The 13,483-nt window shown below is 73.1% G+C and carries 11 protein-coding genes; 6 read left to right on the forward strand and 5 right to left on the reverse strand.

Translation table 11 applies throughout. The annotated features are described in order from the left end of the window. Nucleotides 1–3: 3 nt before the first annotated feature. On the reverse strand, nt 4–309 hold the full coding sequence (locus AC3ET3_RS14610) for a PepSY domain-containing protein (RefSeq protein WP_435612271.1): 306 nt from the start codon (nt 307–309) through the stop codon (nt 4–6). A gap of 767 nt (nt 310–1,076) precedes the next feature. Between AC3ET3_RS14610 and pcaDC the strand changes: the two genes are divergently transcribed. The 4 genes from pcaDC to AC3ET3_RS14630 all read left to right on the forward strand — a co-directional run bounded on the left by pcaDC (nt 1,077) and on the right by AC3ET3_RS14630 (nt 4,722). Then, complete coding sequence (pcaDC, locus tag AC3ET3_RS14615) at nt 1,077–2,561, forward strand: bifunctional 3-oxoadipate enol-lactonase/4-carboxymuconolactone decarboxylase PcaDC (RefSeq protein ID WP_435612272.1); 1,485 nt, start codon at nt 1,077–1,079, stop codon at nt 2,559–2,561. A gap of 96 nt (nt 2,562–2,657) precedes the next feature. Next, on the forward strand, nt 2,658–3,293 hold the full coding sequence (locus AC3ET3_RS14620; RefSeq protein ID WP_432133792.1) for an MBL fold metallo-hydrolase: 636 nt from the start codon (nt 2,658–2,660) through the stop codon (nt 3,291–3,293). Between the two features lie 36 nt (nt 3,294–3,329). Then, on the forward strand, nt 3,330–4,109 hold the full coding sequence (locus AC3ET3_RS14625) for an exodeoxyribonuclease III (protein WP_432133793.1): 780 nt from the start codon (nt 3,330–3,332) through the stop codon (nt 4,107–4,109). A 97-nt stretch (nt 4,110–4,206) separates the two neighbouring features. Next, nucleotides 4,207–4,722, forward strand: coding sequence for a DUF6278 family protein (locus tag AC3ET3_RS14630; protein WP_432133794.1), 516 nt, complete (start codon nt 4,207–4,209; stop codon nt 4,720–4,722). A 556-nt stretch (nt 4,723–5,278) separates the two neighbouring features. On the opposite strand, the gene AC3ET3_RS14635 is transcribed toward AC3ET3_RS14630, so the two are convergent. Together AC3ET3_RS14635 and AC3ET3_RS14640 are read right to left on the reverse strand one after the other, a co-directional pair. Then, nucleotides 5,279–6,844 carry an alpha/beta fold hydrolase gene (locus tag AC3ET3_RS14635; protein WP_432133795.1) on the reverse strand — a complete coding sequence of 522 codons (1,566 nt, stop codon included), beginning with the start codon at nt 6,842–6,844 and terminating at the stop codon, nt 5,279–5,281. 145 nt (nt 6,845–6,989) lie between these two features. After that, nucleotides 6,990–7,751, reverse strand: coding sequence for a hypothetical protein (locus tag AC3ET3_RS14640; protein WP_432133796.1), 762 nt, complete (start codon nt 7,749–7,751; stop codon nt 6,990–6,992). A gap of 140 nt (nt 7,752–7,891) precedes the next feature. Between AC3ET3_RS14640 and ggt the strand changes: the two genes are divergently transcribed. Continuing rightward, nucleotides 7,892–9,703, forward strand: a complete 1,812-nt coding sequence (gene ggt, locus AC3ET3_RS14645; protein ID WP_432156428.1) for a gamma-glutamyltransferase — start codon at nt 7,892–7,894, stop codon at nt 9,701–9,703. Nucleotides 9,704–9,712: 9 nt separating this feature from the next. Here the strand turns inward: ggt and AC3ET3_RS14650 are convergent, their stop codons facing one another. Then, nucleotides 9,713–12,256 (reverse strand): ATP-dependent Clp protease ATP-binding subunit, encoded by a 2,544-nt coding sequence (locus AC3ET3_RS14650; protein ID WP_432133798.1) that lies wholly within the window; start codon nt 12,254–12,256, stop codon nt 9,713–9,715. Between the two features lie 119 nt (nt 12,257–12,375). Next, a complete protein-coding gene (gene map / locus AC3ET3_RS14655; RefSeq protein ID WP_435612273.1) occupies nt 12,376–13,146 on the reverse strand; it encodes a type I methionyl aminopeptidase in 771 nt (256 codons plus the stop codon). A gap of 33 nt (nt 13,147–13,179) precedes the next feature. Here map and AC3ET3_RS14660 point away from each other — a divergent pair, with 33 nt between their 5' ends. After that, nucleotides 13,180–13,443 carry a helix-turn-helix domain-containing protein gene (locus AC3ET3_RS14660; protein WP_432133800.1) on the forward strand — a complete coding sequence of 88 codons (264 nt, stop codon included), beginning with the start codon at nt 13,180–13,182 and terminating at the stop codon, nt 13,441–13,443. The last annotated feature ends 40 nt before the right edge of the window (nt 13,444–13,483 follow it).

Here is a 13,483-nt window from a genome sequence, read left to right on the forward strand (position 1 = left end):
ACGTCATCCTGCCACCCTGCCTCCCGACTTGATCTCCACCGCCAGCAACCCGGGGTTCTCCGCGTCCTTCTCGGACTTGACCACCGTTCCAGGGTAGGCCGCCAGCGCAGCCGCCTCGGCCTTCTCCTTCGCCTCGCCGGTCAGCGGCGTCTCCACCGCATCGCCGCCCTCGGCGGGAGCGGCAGCCTGCGCGTCGGCCGCACCGGTGGTGGAATCACCGGAGTCGGAACCGCCGCCGCAGGCGACGAGCGCACACATCAGCACGGCGGTGGGAACGGCGGCGAGGGCACGACGGGGCACTGCACGCATCAGGTGTCTCCAGAGCGGTAGGAGTACGGAGTCGGGGGGACTTCCGGGGGAACGTCAACGACCCCAGAAACACGCCTTCCAGAGCACGGCCAGAGAACTGACAGAGACAGGCCGGCAAACGGCCAATCTTTCGCCACCACCGCGCACAACGTCCCGCGCTCGGGCCGAAGGACGTCGTGCTCGCCGGATCGGCCCGACCGGGTCAGCCGGAGACCGGAGGCGGGCGCCACGGGGCGGTATGCCGGCTCGCATCGAGCACCCAGTCCCCGCTGACACGACGGCTGCCACGGGAGGGTTCGGCGCCCGGGGGCATCGACGGGGCGGCCGCACCGCGCATCGAGGAGGCGCACGCCCACTGCGCCTGCCGCTGCGGCGTCCCACCCGTCCACCCATTCCGGGGCCGGCCGGCCGATTACGGCTGAGCAGCATGGCCACCCCGATCAAATGGCCACCTCCGATCAACTGGAAGGCAGCGAACTGCACCTGGGCCAGTTGGGCTCCGCCCGGCTGAGGTCCGCGGGCGGCGATGGACGCAAACGGCCTTCGCGGGTCCGTCTGTACGATGCTCGGGCGTCTTGCCTCACATGTCTCGCCGACAACGGCGTGCCGGATCACCTGCTCGCCAGGTGGGCGGGGCACACCAACGTGAAGACGACGAAGAAGTGGTACGTGAAGCCGGACGTGGCGGACCTGCTTCCAGCGGCACAGGCACGGGGAGGTCTCGCAGGGGGCGTGTGACAGATCGTGACAGACGAAGGTGTGAACCCGTGACCGAAGGCAAGATCGAAACGCTGCAATACCGCTTTGACGGGCCAGAACACCTTCCCGTGCTGATCTTGGGACCGTCCCTCGGTACCACATGGCACATGTGGGACCGCCAGGTTCCCGAACTGGCCCAGCAGTGGCGGGTCTTCCGCTTCGACCTGCCGGGCCACGGCGGAGCCCCGGCCTACCCGGCCGGCTCCGTCGCCGAGCTGACCGCCCGTCTGCTCGCCACCCTCGACGGGCTCGGGGTGCAGCGCTTCGGCTACGCGGGATGCGCGCTCGGCGGGGCCATCGGCGTGCAGTTGGCGCTGCGTCACCCGGAGCGGCTGGCGTCCCTCGCGCTGATCGCGGCCTCACCCCGGTTCGGCACGGCCGACGAGTTCCGGCAGCGGGGCGTCGTGGTCCGCACCAACGGGCTGGACCCCATCGCCCGTACCTCGCCCGACCGCTGGTTCACCGGGGGTTTCGCCGCCGCGCAGCCCGCGATCACCGACTGGGCGGTGCAGATGGTGCGCACCACCGACCCCGGGTGCTACATCGCCGCCTGCGAGGCGCTCGCCGGCTTCGACGTACGGGCCGAGCTGGCCATGGTCGGTGTGCCCACCCTGGTGCTGGTCGGCTCCGAGGACCAGGTCACCGGCCCCGCCGAGGCGCGCACCCTGGTCGCCGGCATCCCCGACGCGCGCCTGGCCGTCGTACCGGGCGCCTCGCACCTGGTGCCGGTGGAGCAGCCCGCGGCGGTCACCGACCTGCTGGTCACCCACTTCTCCACCGCCTGGCAGCCCGCCTACGACACCGGCACCCACGCAGGTATCGGCCCCCACACCGCCACCGGCCCCCACACCGCCACCGGCGCCCACGCCGCCACCGGCCCCCACACCGGCACCGGCCCCCACACCGCCACCGGCGCCCACGCCGCCACCGGCCCCCACACCGGCACCGGCCTCGGGGCCGTCCCCCCCACGGGTACCGCCGCCGGTACCGGCCAGACGATGCTGCCCGGGATGCCCGCCGCCGCGGCCCCGGCCGTCCCGCCGCAGCCCACCGCGCCCGTCGCGGAGATCGCGCCCGCCGCCGTCGCGCAGCCGCCCGCGCAGGGCGGCCGTCCCGACCCGTACGACGCGGGACTGAAGGTGCGCCGCGAGGTACTCGGCGACGCCCACGTCGACCGGGCGCTGTCCCAGGCCGACGACTTCTCCGGCGACTTCCAGGAACTCGTCACCCGGTACGCGTGGGGCGAGATCTGGGACCGGCCCGGACTCGACCGGCGGGCCCGCAGCTGCGTCGCGCTCGCCGCGCTGGTCGCCGGTGGCCACCTCGACGACCTCGCCGTCCACACCCGGGCCGCGCTGCGCAACGGCCTCACCCCCGCCGAGATCAAGGAGGTGCTCCTGCAGTCCGCCGTCCACTGCGGCGTGCCGGCCGCCGGAAGCGCGTTCCGCGTGGCCCAGGAGGTCATCCGCGAGGAGACCACCCTGGACGACTGACCCGGGGGGCTCGGCCCCCGTGGGGCGCCCGGTGGCCGCCCGGTAGGACGGCCTGCCGGGCCGGTGAAGGTGTGGCCAAGGGGCAGGATGGGGGACATGAAGCTCACGAAGATGTCGCACGCCTGTGTTCGGCTGGAGAAGGACGGGAGGACGCTCGTCGTCGACCCCGGGGGGTTCAGCGAGGAGGACGCCGCGGTCGGCGCGGACGCCGTGCTGGTCACCCACGAGCACCCCGACCACTTCGACGAGGGGCGGCTGCGCGCCGCCCTGGAGGCCGGCCCGGCCACCGAGATCTGGACGCTGCGGTCGGTGGCGGAGAAGATCGCGGCGGCCTTCCCGGGCCGGGTGCACACCGTCGGCCACGGCGACACCTTCACCGCCGCCGGCTTCGACGTCCAGGTGCACGGCGAGCTGCACGCGGTGATCCACCCCGACATCCCGCGCGTCACCAACGTCGGCTACCTCATCGACGGCGGCCGGGTCTTCCACCCCGGCGACGCCCTCACCGTTCCCGACCACCCGGTGGAGACGCTGATGCTCCCCGTGCAGGCGCCCTGGAGCAAGATCTCCGAGGTCATCGACTACGTCCGCGAGGTGCGGCCGCAGCGCGCCTACGACATCCACGACGCCCTCCTGACCGACCTGGCCCGTCCGATCTACGACCGCCAGATCGGCGCCCTCGGCGGCGCCGAGCACCTGAGGCTGGCGCCGGGCGGCTCGGCGGACGTCTGAGGCCGGTTGTCACACCCGCCGGGTAGGTTGTGAGGCATGCGCATCGCGACCTGGAACGTCAACTCGATCACCGCCCGCCTGCCCAGGCTGCTGGCCTGGCTGGAGAGCAGCGGCACCGACGTGCTGTGCGTGCAGGAGGCCAAGCTCGCCGAGGACCAGTTCCCGTTCGACCCGCTGCGCGAGCTGGGGTACGAGGCGGCCGTCCACGCCACCGGCCGGTGGAACGGCGTGGCGGTACTCTCCCGCGTCGGCCTGGAGGACGTGGTCAAGGGTCTGCCCGGCGACCCCGGCTACGAGGGCGCGGTGGAGCCCCGCGCGATCTCCGCGACCTGCGGCCCGGTCCGCGTCTGGTCGGTGTACGTGCCGAACGGCCGCGAGGTCGGCCACCCTCACTACGCCTACAAGATGCAGTGGTTCGAGGCCCTGCGCGCGGCCGTCGCCGGCGACGCGCGGGGCGACCGCCCCTTCGCCGTCCTCGGCGACTACAACGTGGCCCCGACGGACGACGACGTCTACGACGTGGCGGCCTTCGAGGGCGCCACCCACGTCACCCCCGCCGAGCGTGCCGCCCTCGCCGCCCTGCGTGAGGCCGGCCTGTCCGACGTGGTGCCGCGTCCCCTGAAGTACGACCACCCCTTCACGTACTGGGACTACCGCCAGCTCTGCTTCCCCAAGAACCGGGGCATGCGCATCGACCTGGTCTACGGCAACCAGCCGTTCGCCGACACGGTCAAGGACGCCTACGTCGACCGTGAGGAGCGCAAGGGCAAGGGCGCCTCGGACCACGCGCCGGTGGTGGTGGACCTGGACGTGTAGGGCCGGTGGCGCGAGGGGACCGGCGTCCGTCCGACCCGCCGCCGCGGGCCCGCGCGCCCTGTGGTGTGCACAGCGGTATGAATGTCACGCTGGTGACATGGACATCCGTTTCCTGGACAGATGGCGCAAGAGGCGGGACGCGGACCCTTCGCTCGCGGTCCTCCCCGAGACCGGCGCGGCCGGCGGCACCGACGAGTTCCACCGGCCCGACCCGGCTGACCGGTTCCGCGAGGGCGGGGAGCCGGACGACGGCGGCCGCGGCGGCTACGCCGATCTGCTCGCCGAGTGCGAGCTGCTGCGCTCCCTGGCCGAACGGGAGGGCGTCCGGCTCGACGACACCCCCGCCTCGCTGGCGGCCCTCGACCAGCTGAAGCCGCGCTGGCGCGACGACGAGGAGACGCAGTCCGGGCTCGGCACCGACGCCGGCCTGTACCTGGGCACCGTCGTGGTGCGCACCGTCCCCGGGGCGGGCTGGCGGATCCCGGGGGACGGCCCGCCGGTCGTGCGGCTCGTCTCCGGCCGGGAGGTCGACGTGGTCGCCGACGGCCGGGACTGGGCCGCCACGGGGGTCCCCGAGCTGTCCCAGGTGTACGCGGAGATCGCGGAGGCCTGAGCCCGCCCCCGGCGCCACCACCCCGCGCCGTAAATACGGCTATTGCCCGGAAGGTGCGTGTCGTGCCGTCCGGTCATCCCCGCGTGGATAGTTTGCGGCCACCACGACACGGCTGAGAGTGAGTTGGGCTGGGATGGCCGTCGATCCGTTGATCGAACCGGGGAACGTCAAGGAGCACTGTGGGGACCCGCACGTTCTGCGGAACGTCTCGCCGGGCCGGGTGAAGGTGTCCAGGATCCTCGGGCACCCGCGGGGGCCGCACCCGTGCCGTGCCCCCCGCCTCCCGTGCGCCCACGGCCGTCCGGCCGCCGCCCGTCCGGAAGCCGCCCGTCCTCCGCGCCGTCCGCCGCCGTCGTCGAGGTACGCCCTGGACGGGTCGGCCGGGGCGGGCCTCGACTAGGATGGGCCGTTCATCCCTGGGGTGATGGTGGGTCACCGGCCCACCGTGGGAGGCGTCCCAGGGGCTGCTGCCGGGTGGGGGAAGCCCCCCACGGCCCTCGTCCGCGGGGGGCAGCAGTTCACAAGAGCCATACCCGCCCGGCCGCGCGGCCGGAGATCACTGCTCGCGCAGGGGGACCGCCAGATATGACGGGTCGTCCGCCGGTGAGGAGAAGGTCAGCCGCGCGCCGGACGGGTTGTGCTCGATGTAGAGCGGATCCACGGTGTCGACCACCAACGCCAGCCGGTGTCCCTTCGGGACGTCGTACGCCGTCGAGAACAGCTCCAGGTCCACCCCGAACGGGCGCCCCGGCGTGCGCCCGTGGAAGGTGTACGGCGCGTTGCTGACCAGCTTGCCGATGCCGAACGGCCCCACGTCGTACAGGTAGGCGACGAGGGTGCCGCTCTCCGCGGTCGGCGTGAGGGTGGTGTGCAGGGTCGCGGTGCCCCGGATGTGCTGGGCGTCGCGGTACCGCTCCGACTGCCACACGGCCGCCCAGCGGCGGGGGAGCAGCGGGATCCAGGCGGTCGGGGGGAGTTGGGCGACCTGGTCGACGATGCTGGACAGGAACACGATGCCGCCGTCGGCGCCCGAGTTCACGTTGGTGTGGATGGTGGTGGTGCCCGAGAGGCCGATCTTCCGGCTGGTCGCGCCGACCGACTTCCAGTCCGGGTACCCCTCGTAGCCGCCACCGGAGCGGGAGCTGAGCTGCACGGGCTGCTCCTGGTCGATGCCGTTGCGCTCGCCCTTGAGGTAGCGGTCGAACCAGCGCCCGGTGTCGGTCCAGACGTCGTTGGGCAGCCCGAACAGGCCGGTCAGCTCGGCCGTGGCGTGGTCGCCCGGGCGGAACTCCAGCCGCTTGGGCCCGGTCAGCTTCTCGTAGAAGTCCGCGTACTGGTTGGGCGGGAAGACGGTGTCGCCCCAGGCGTTGGCGAGCAGGACGGCCGTGCCGTTGTGGTTGAGTCGGTCCAGGTAGGTAGCGACCGAACGTTTCTTCCCCCAGTCGATCATGGCCTGTTCCCGGGACAGGTCGGAGGCGTAGAAGCCCCGGAAGACGCTTCTGAGTTCCTCGCTGCGGCGGCCGGTGACCGCTCCCGCGGTGTCCAGCACGGCGCCCGCCTGCAAGTGCTGGGTGCGGCCCGAGTAGATGGAGTCGATCAGGTCCGCCCACCCACTGAGCGCGGCGACCACCTTGACGCGGGGGTCGTGCGCGGCCGCGAGCAGGCTGATGCCGGCGCCGTAGGAGACGCCGCCCATGCCGATGTGCCGCGGGTCGGCGGGGGTGTGGGCGAGCGCCCAGTCGATCACTTTCGCGGCGTCGGCTATGTCGGGCGGGCCCGCGACTTCTATCTCGCCGCCGGACTGCCAGAACCCCCGGACATTGTAGGTGAGCACCACGTACCCGGAGTCGGCCAGCTTCCGGGCCTGGGCGAGGTACTCGAGCTGGGGCAGGCCCCAGCTCGTCGGGAACACGATGAGCGGGTAGCGGCGGGTGCCGTCGGCGCCGGCCGGCGTGATGACGTTCGCCTTGAGGACGGTGCCGCCGTCTCCGGCGATGTCGACGAAGCGGATGCCGTTCGTGGCGGCGGTCGCGGCGGGGGCGGCGACGAGCGCGCCCGCGGCGATCAGGCTCGCGGAGACGGCTCCGACGGCGGTCGTGCGCAGGGTCCTGCGGTGTCCCACGGTCACTCCTCACGTGTGGCACGGGTGCCGGTACAAAGTGACCAGACGGTAACCGTGACCTCTTACCGTAAGTAACCCGTCGGTAAGTTACGTGGGAGTAACGATTGTTGTGTGATGAATGAATGTGGTTGCCGGGTGGAGGAGTTCAGGAGGCGCGGTGGGAGGAAGGGGTGGCTTTCGCCTGGGCGGGCAGCGGCGCCTGCGCCGCCCGCGTCACGTCCGCCACCAGCTCCACCACATCCGGCCCGTACGCCTGGGAGTTGACCACCTTCAGCAGCAGGACGAAGGATCCCTTGCCGTGCTTGCGGGCCAACCGCTCGTGGTGGCGGGCCAGATAGCGCGTCGCCGCCTGGTTGGTGATCGCCCGCTGCCCGCAGAACAGGAACACCGGCCGCGCCTCCCGCCGGTCGCCCGCGGTCAGCCGGGCCAGCAGGACGTACTCCGTGACACCCGGCTCCATGCGGTAGCGCTCGGCCCCGATCTGGAAGGCTCCGCGGTCCGGCCCGGGTTCCGGATCGATGTTCATCCGCACCCCCGGCAGCATCGCCGACATGTGGGCCAGCATCCGCCGGTTGGACCCCGGGCCGCCCACGCAGAACTCCGTGCGCTCGCCGAAGCCCTGCTGCACCCCGTCCTGGGTGACCACCTGCACGTGCGCCCCGCAGTCCTTGATGAGCGCCGCGAGCTCCAGCAGGGCGAACACGTCGAAGCGGTGGACCGCCGGTTCCGAGGTCGCCGGGTCGCGGTTCACGACGAGCAGCGACTCGGAGTTCGCCGGCAGCCCGAAGAACGCCTGCCTGCGCCGGAGTTTCCGCTTCCACACGGAGGTGCGGACGAGCCAGCCCAGCAGGGCGCTGAGCCCCGCCGCCACCACGCCCAGGACGATGTTGCGCACGTCGTCGTTCATGGGCGGGCATGGTAGCGGGCCGACACCCCCGCGGCGTACCCGTGTTCGAGCCCGGATCGCCGCCGGCCCGCCCGGACGGGGGCTGTCGGGACCCGCGCGATCTCGTTACGCTGCGCGGACGGTCCTGACTGGAGGTGCGGATGCGTCGCCCTGTCGCTCGGAAACTGTCGGTCCTGGCGGTCTCGGCCGCCATGGTGTCGGTGGGGGCGGCGGCCCCGCCCTTACACCCGGGCAGCCCGGCCCACCCCGTCGAGAAGTCCCCCGTGGCGGTCGGCTGGGGCGGTGCCGTCGCCAGCGTCGACGCGGACGCGTCGGCCGCCGGCATCGAGATCCTGCGCAAGGGCGGCAACGCCGTCGACGCGGCCGTCGCCACCGCCGCCGCCCTGGGCGTCACCGAGCCCTACTCCGCGGGCATCGGCGGAGGCGGCTACTTCGTCTACTACGACGCGAAGTCCCGCACGGTGCACACCGTCGACGGCCGGGAGACCGCCCCGCTGACCGCGGACTCCGGCCTGTTCCTGGAAGACGGCAAGCCGCTCGCCTTCGCCGACGCCGTCAGCAGCGGCCTGGGCGTCGGCACCCCCGGCACCCCCGCCACCTGGGCGAGCGCGCTCGACCAGTGGGGCAGCCGGTCCCTGAGCACCCTGCTCAAGCCCGCCGAGCGGCTGGCCCGCCACGGCTTCACCGTCGACGAGACCTTCCGCGCGCAGACCGCGGCCAACGAAGCCCGCTTCCGCTACTTCCCCGACACCGCGGAGCTCTTCCTGCCCGGCGGCCGGCTTCCCGCGGTGGGCTCCACGTTCAAGAACCCGGACCTCGCCCGGACCTACCGGGAACTGGGCGCCCGGGGAGTGGGCGCGCTCTACCGCGGCCGACTGGCCGAGGACATCGTCGACACGGTCAACCACCCTCCGGTCGACCCGGGTTCGGGCTGGAACGCCCGCCCGGGCGAGCTGTCCCTGAAGGACCTCGCCGCCTACCGCGCCAAGCTCCAGGCGCCCACCAGGACGTCGTACCGGGGGCTGAACGTCTACTCCATCGCGCCCTCCTCCTCCGGCGGCACGACGGTCGGCGAGGCCCTCAACATCCTCGAGGGGACCGACCTCTCCCGGGCGAGCGAGGCGGAGTACCTGCACCGCTTCATCGAGGCGAGCCGGATCGCGTTCGCCGACCGCGGCCGCTGGCTGGGCGACCCGGCCTTCGAGGACGTACCGACGAAGGAACTGCTCGCCCAGTCGTACGCCGACTCCCGGGCGTGCCTGATCAAGGACGACGCGGTGCTCACCAGCCCGCTCCCGCCCGGCGACCCGCGCCACCCGGCGGACTGCGGCAGCGCCGGCGCGGCGGCCCCGACCACCTACGAGGGGGAGAACACCACCCACCTCACCGTCGCCGACCGGTGGGGCAACGTCGTCGCCTACACCCTCACCATCGAGCAGACCGGCGGCAGCGGCATCACCGTCCCCGGCCGCGGGTTCCTGCTCAACAACGAGCTGACCGACTTCTCCTTCGCCCCGGCCGACCCGGCCGTCCACGACCCGAACCTGCCGGGCCCGGGCAAGCGGCCCAGGTCGTCGATCTCCCCGACCATCGTGCTGGACCGGTACCACCGGCCCGTCGTCGCGCTCGGCTCGCCCGGCGGTTCCACCATCATCACCACCGTGCTGCAGGTGCTCACCGAGTTCGTCGACCGGGGGCGGCCCCTCGTCGAGGCCATCGCGGCTCCGCGCGCCAGCCAGCGCAACACCGCGCGGACGCTCCTCGAACCCGAGCTCTACGACGACGCCGCGCTGCGGGGCCGGCTGGAGGCCATCGGCCACTCCTTCGCGCTCAACCCGGAGATCGGCGCGGCGACCGGGGTGCAGCGCCTGCCGGGCGGCAAGTGGCTGGCCGCCGCCGAGACCGTACGCCGGGGCGGCGGCTCCGCCCAGGTGGTGCGCCCCGCGCGATAGCCCACCGGGTCAGAGCTCGGGGGCGGGCGGCTCGCCCGTGCGGAAGGCGAGCCGCCCCTCCTCGACGTCCACCGTGACCCGGTCGCCCTCCTTGATCCGGCCGTCCAGCAGCAGCCGCGACATCTGGTTGTCGACCTCCCGCTGGATGGTGCGGCGCAGCGGGCGGGCCCCGTACTCCGGCTGGTAGCCGCGCTCGGCCAGCCAGTCCACCGCCGGGCCGGTGAACTCGGCGGCGATGCCCTGCGCGTGCAGCAGCCGGCGCGTCTTCTCCAGCAACAGGTCGGTGATCTCCCGCAGCTGATCGGTCGTCAGCTGACGGAAGACGACCACCTCGTCGATCCGGTTGAGGAACTCCGGACGGAAGTGCTCGCGCAGCGGCCGCAGGATCTGCTCGCGCCGCGCCTCCTCGTCCGCGTCGGCACCGCCCGCCCCGAAGCCGATCCCGGCGCCGCGCCGGGTGATCGCCTCCGAGCCGAGGTTGCTGGTCATCACGATCACCGTGTTGGCGAAGTCCACGGTACGGCCCTGGGCGTCGGTGAGTCGCCCGTCGTCCAGCACCTGGAGCAGGATGTTGAAGACGTCCGGGTGCGCCTTCTCCACCTCGTCCAGCAGCAGCAGCGAGTACGGGTGCCGGCGGACCACCTCGGTGAGCTGGCCGGCCTCCTCGTGGCCCACGTACCCGGGCGGGGCGCCGACCAGCCGGCTCACGGTGTGCCGCTCCTGGTACTCGCTCATGTCGAGCCGCACCATCCGCTCCTCGCTGCCGAACAGGGCCTCCGCGAGGGCGCGCGCCAGCTCCGTCTTGCCGACGCCGGTCGGTCCGAGGAACAGGAAGCTGCCGATGGGCCGGTCCGGGCTCGCCAGCCCGGCGCGCGAGCGCAGCACCGCGTCCGCGACCACCCGTACCGCCTCGTCCTGGCCCACCACCCGCTCGTGCAGGTGCTGCTCCAGACCCAGCAGCCGGTCCTTCTCCTCCTGGGTGAGGCTGCTCACCGGGATGTGGGTCAGCCGGGACACCACCTCGGCGATCGCCTCCGCGGTCACCTCCAGGTCCATCCCCTCGTCCGCCTCGCCGCCGCCGGCCGCTTCCGCGATGCGCTGCTTCAACTCCACGATCCGGTCCCGCAGTTGCGTCGCCGTCTCGTACTGCTCGGCCGCCACCGCCTGGTCCTTGTCCCGGATCAGCTGGTCCATCTCGCGTTCCATGGCCCGCACATCGGTGCCCTTGGTCCGGGCGCCCAGCCGTACCCGCGCGCCCGCCTGGTCGATCAGGTCGATCGCCTTGTCCGGCAGCCGGCGGTCGGTCAGATAGCGGTCGGACAGCTCCACCGCCGCGACCAGCGCCTCGTCCGTGTACCGCACCTGGTGGTGCGCCTCGTAGCGGTCGCGCAGTCCGCGCAGGATCTCCACGGTGTCCGCGACGGACGGCTCGGGCACCAGGATCGGCTGGAAGCGGCGGGCCAGCGCCGCGTCCTTCTCGATGCGCCGGAACTCCTCCAGCGTCGTCGCGCCCACGATGTGCAGCTCGCCGCGCGCCAGGGCCGGCTTGAGGATGTTGCCCGCGTCCATCGAACCGCCCTCGCCGCCCCCGCCGGCGCCGACGACCGAGTGCAGCTCGTCGATGAAGACGATCAGCCGGTCGGAGTGCGCCCGGATCTCGTCGACGATGTTGTTCAGGCGTTCCTCGAAGTCGCCGCGGTAGCGCGTGCCGGCCACCACGCCGGTCAGGTCCATGGCCACCACCCGGCGGCCGGTCAGCACGTCCGGCACGTCGCCGTCCGCGATCCGCTGGGCCAGCCCCTCGACGATGGCCGTCTTGCCGACGCCCGCGTCCCCGATCAGCACCGGGTTGTTCTTGCCGCGTCGGGAGAGCACCTCGATGGTCTGCTCGATCTCCTCGTCCCGCCCGATCACCGGGTCGATACGGCCCTGCCGCGCCATGTCGGTGAGATCGCGCCCGTACTTGTCGAGCGTCGGCGTCGATGTCGGCCGCCGCTGGTCGGGCCGGGCGGCCGGAGCCGCCTCGGGGGCCTCCGCCGGCATGCCGCCGGGCGCGAACCGGGCCGCGTTCAGGATGTGCCCGGCGGCCGAGTCCGGGTTGGCGGCCAGCGCGCTCAGCACGTGCTCGGGGCCGATGTAGCCCGCCCCGCGCGAGCGGGCCAGGTCGTGGGCGTCGAGCAGGGCCCGCTTGGCGGCCGGGGTGAGACTGAGCGAGGTCGGCGGTGGCACCTCGCCGGGCGGATGCTGCGCCGGGCCCGACCGCTCGTCGATCTGCGACGCCAGCGTGTCGGGGTCCGCGCCGGCCCGGCTGAGCAGCGAACGGGTCGGCTCGGCCGCGAGGGCCGCGCGCAGCAGGTGCTCGGTGTCCAGGTCACGGCTGCCGTGCTCGGCCGCGTACTGGGCGGCGCCGCGGACCAGCTCCCTCGCCGGCTGGCTCAGGAGCTGTCCGATGTTGATCTGTCGGGGGCCGGGGCGGGGCCCGCCGAAGAAGCGGGCCAGGAACTCACCGAAGGGGTCGCCGTAGCCCTCCGGGCTGGTGAAGCCGCTGGTCATGGCGTTCCGTTCGATCGACGTACCGGTTCGCAGGCGGGTGCCCTGTCCCTGCGGGGCTTACACCACCATGGCACGGGTGGTGGGGCGCGGCACGTCCGGTCGGGCCCGGCCCCCCTACCTCATCCCCGGTCGGTGAGCACCCTCGGGCCGCCGTCGGTGACGGCCACCGTGTGTTCCGCGTGGGCCGCCCGCGAACCGTCGTCCGTGCGCAGCGTCCAGCCGTCCGGGGCCGCGTGGTAGCCGTCCCCGCCGCCCGCGATGAGCATGGGCTCGATGGCGAGGACCATGCCGTGACGCAGCGGCAGGCCCCGGCCGGGCCGGCCCTCGTTGGGGACGGGCGGGTCCTCGTGCATGCGGCGGCCGATGCCGTGGCCGCCGAACCCGTCCGGGATGCCGTAGCCGACCTCGCGGCACACCCTGCCGATCGCGTGGGCGATGTCGCCGATGCGGTTGCCCACGACAGCCGCCTCGATGCCCGCCGCGAGAGCCCGCTCGGCCGTCCGGACCAGCGCGGTGTCCGCCGGGCGCGGCCGTCCCACCGTGAAGCTGAGCGCCGAGTCGCCCGCCCAGCCCGCCAGTTCGGCACCGCAGTCGACGGAGACCAGGTCGCCGTCGCGCAGCCGGTAGCGGGTGGGGATGCCGTGCACGATCGCGTCGTTCACCGAGGCGCAGACGACCGCCGGGAAGGGGGTCGGCGCGAACGACGGACGGTAGCCGAGGAACGGGGACGTCGCCCCCGCCTCCCGCAGCACCGACCGGGCCACCTCGTCCAGTTCCAGCAGGGACACGCCCACGTCGGCGGCGTCCCGCACCGCCGTCAGCGCCCTCGCCACCACCTGGCCCGCCTCGTGCATCGCGTCGATCGACGCGTCCGTCTTCAGTTCCACCATGCCAATTACTATACCGGTATTAGAATGGGGTGCATGGTACGCACCCCCTTGACCCCCGAAGAGCGCGAACGCGGCGAACGGCTCGGCCGGCTCCTCCGCGAGGCCCGCGGCGGCCGGAGCATGGCCGAGGTGGCGGCCGACGCCGGCATCTCCGCCGAGACGCTCCGCAAGATCGAGACGGGGCGCGCGCCGACCCCCGCCTTCTTCACCGTCGCCGCGCTCGCCGGCGCTCTCGGCCTGTCCATGGACGAGCTCGCGGCGCGCTGCGCTCTCGCAGGGGTCACCCTCGCGTCATGAGCGGGTCGCGTCCCCTTCGAAAACTCCCCGTAGCCGGTCT

The sequence above is a fragment of the Streptomyces sp. bgisy159 genome (genome assembly GCF_057707805.1).

Excerpts from the sequence above, each read along its gene's own strand:
- AC3ET3_RS14610 (WP_435612271.1), bottom strand. The coding sequence starts at position 309 with ATGCGTGCAGTGCCCCGTCGTGCCCTCGCCGCCGTTCCCACCGCCGTG.
- AC3ET3_RS14620 (WP_432133792.1), top strand. The coding sequence starts at position 2,658 with ATGAAGCTCACGAAGATGTCGCACGCCTGTGTTCGGCTGGAGAAGGAC.
- AC3ET3_RS14625 (WP_432133793.1), top strand. The coding sequence starts at position 3,330 with ATGCGCATCGCGACCTGGAACGTCAACTCGATCACCGCCCGCCTGCCC.
- AC3ET3_RS14630 (WP_432133794.1), top strand. The coding sequence starts at position 4,207 with ATGGACATCCGTTTCCTGGACAGATGGCGCAAGAGGCGGGACGCGGAC.
- AC3ET3_RS14640 (WP_432133796.1), bottom strand. The coding sequence starts at position 7,751 with ATGAACGACGACGTGCGCAACATCGTCCTGGGCGTGGTGGCGGCGGGG.
- ggt (WP_432156428.1), top strand. The coding sequence starts at position 7,892 with ATGCGTCGCCCTGTCGCTCGGAAACTGTCGGTCCTGGCGGTCTCGGCC.
- AC3ET3_RS14650 (WP_432133798.1), bottom strand. The coding sequence starts at position 12,256 with ATGACCAGCGGCTTCACCAGCCCGGAGGGCTACGGCGACCCCTTCGGT.
- map (WP_435612273.1), bottom strand. The coding sequence starts at position 13,146 with ATGGTGGAACTGAAGACGGACGCGTCGATCGACGCGATGCACGAGGCG.
- AC3ET3_RS14660 (WP_432133800.1), top strand. The coding sequence starts at position 13,180 with ATGGTACGCACCCCCTTGACCCCCGAAGAGCGCGAACGCGGCGAACGG.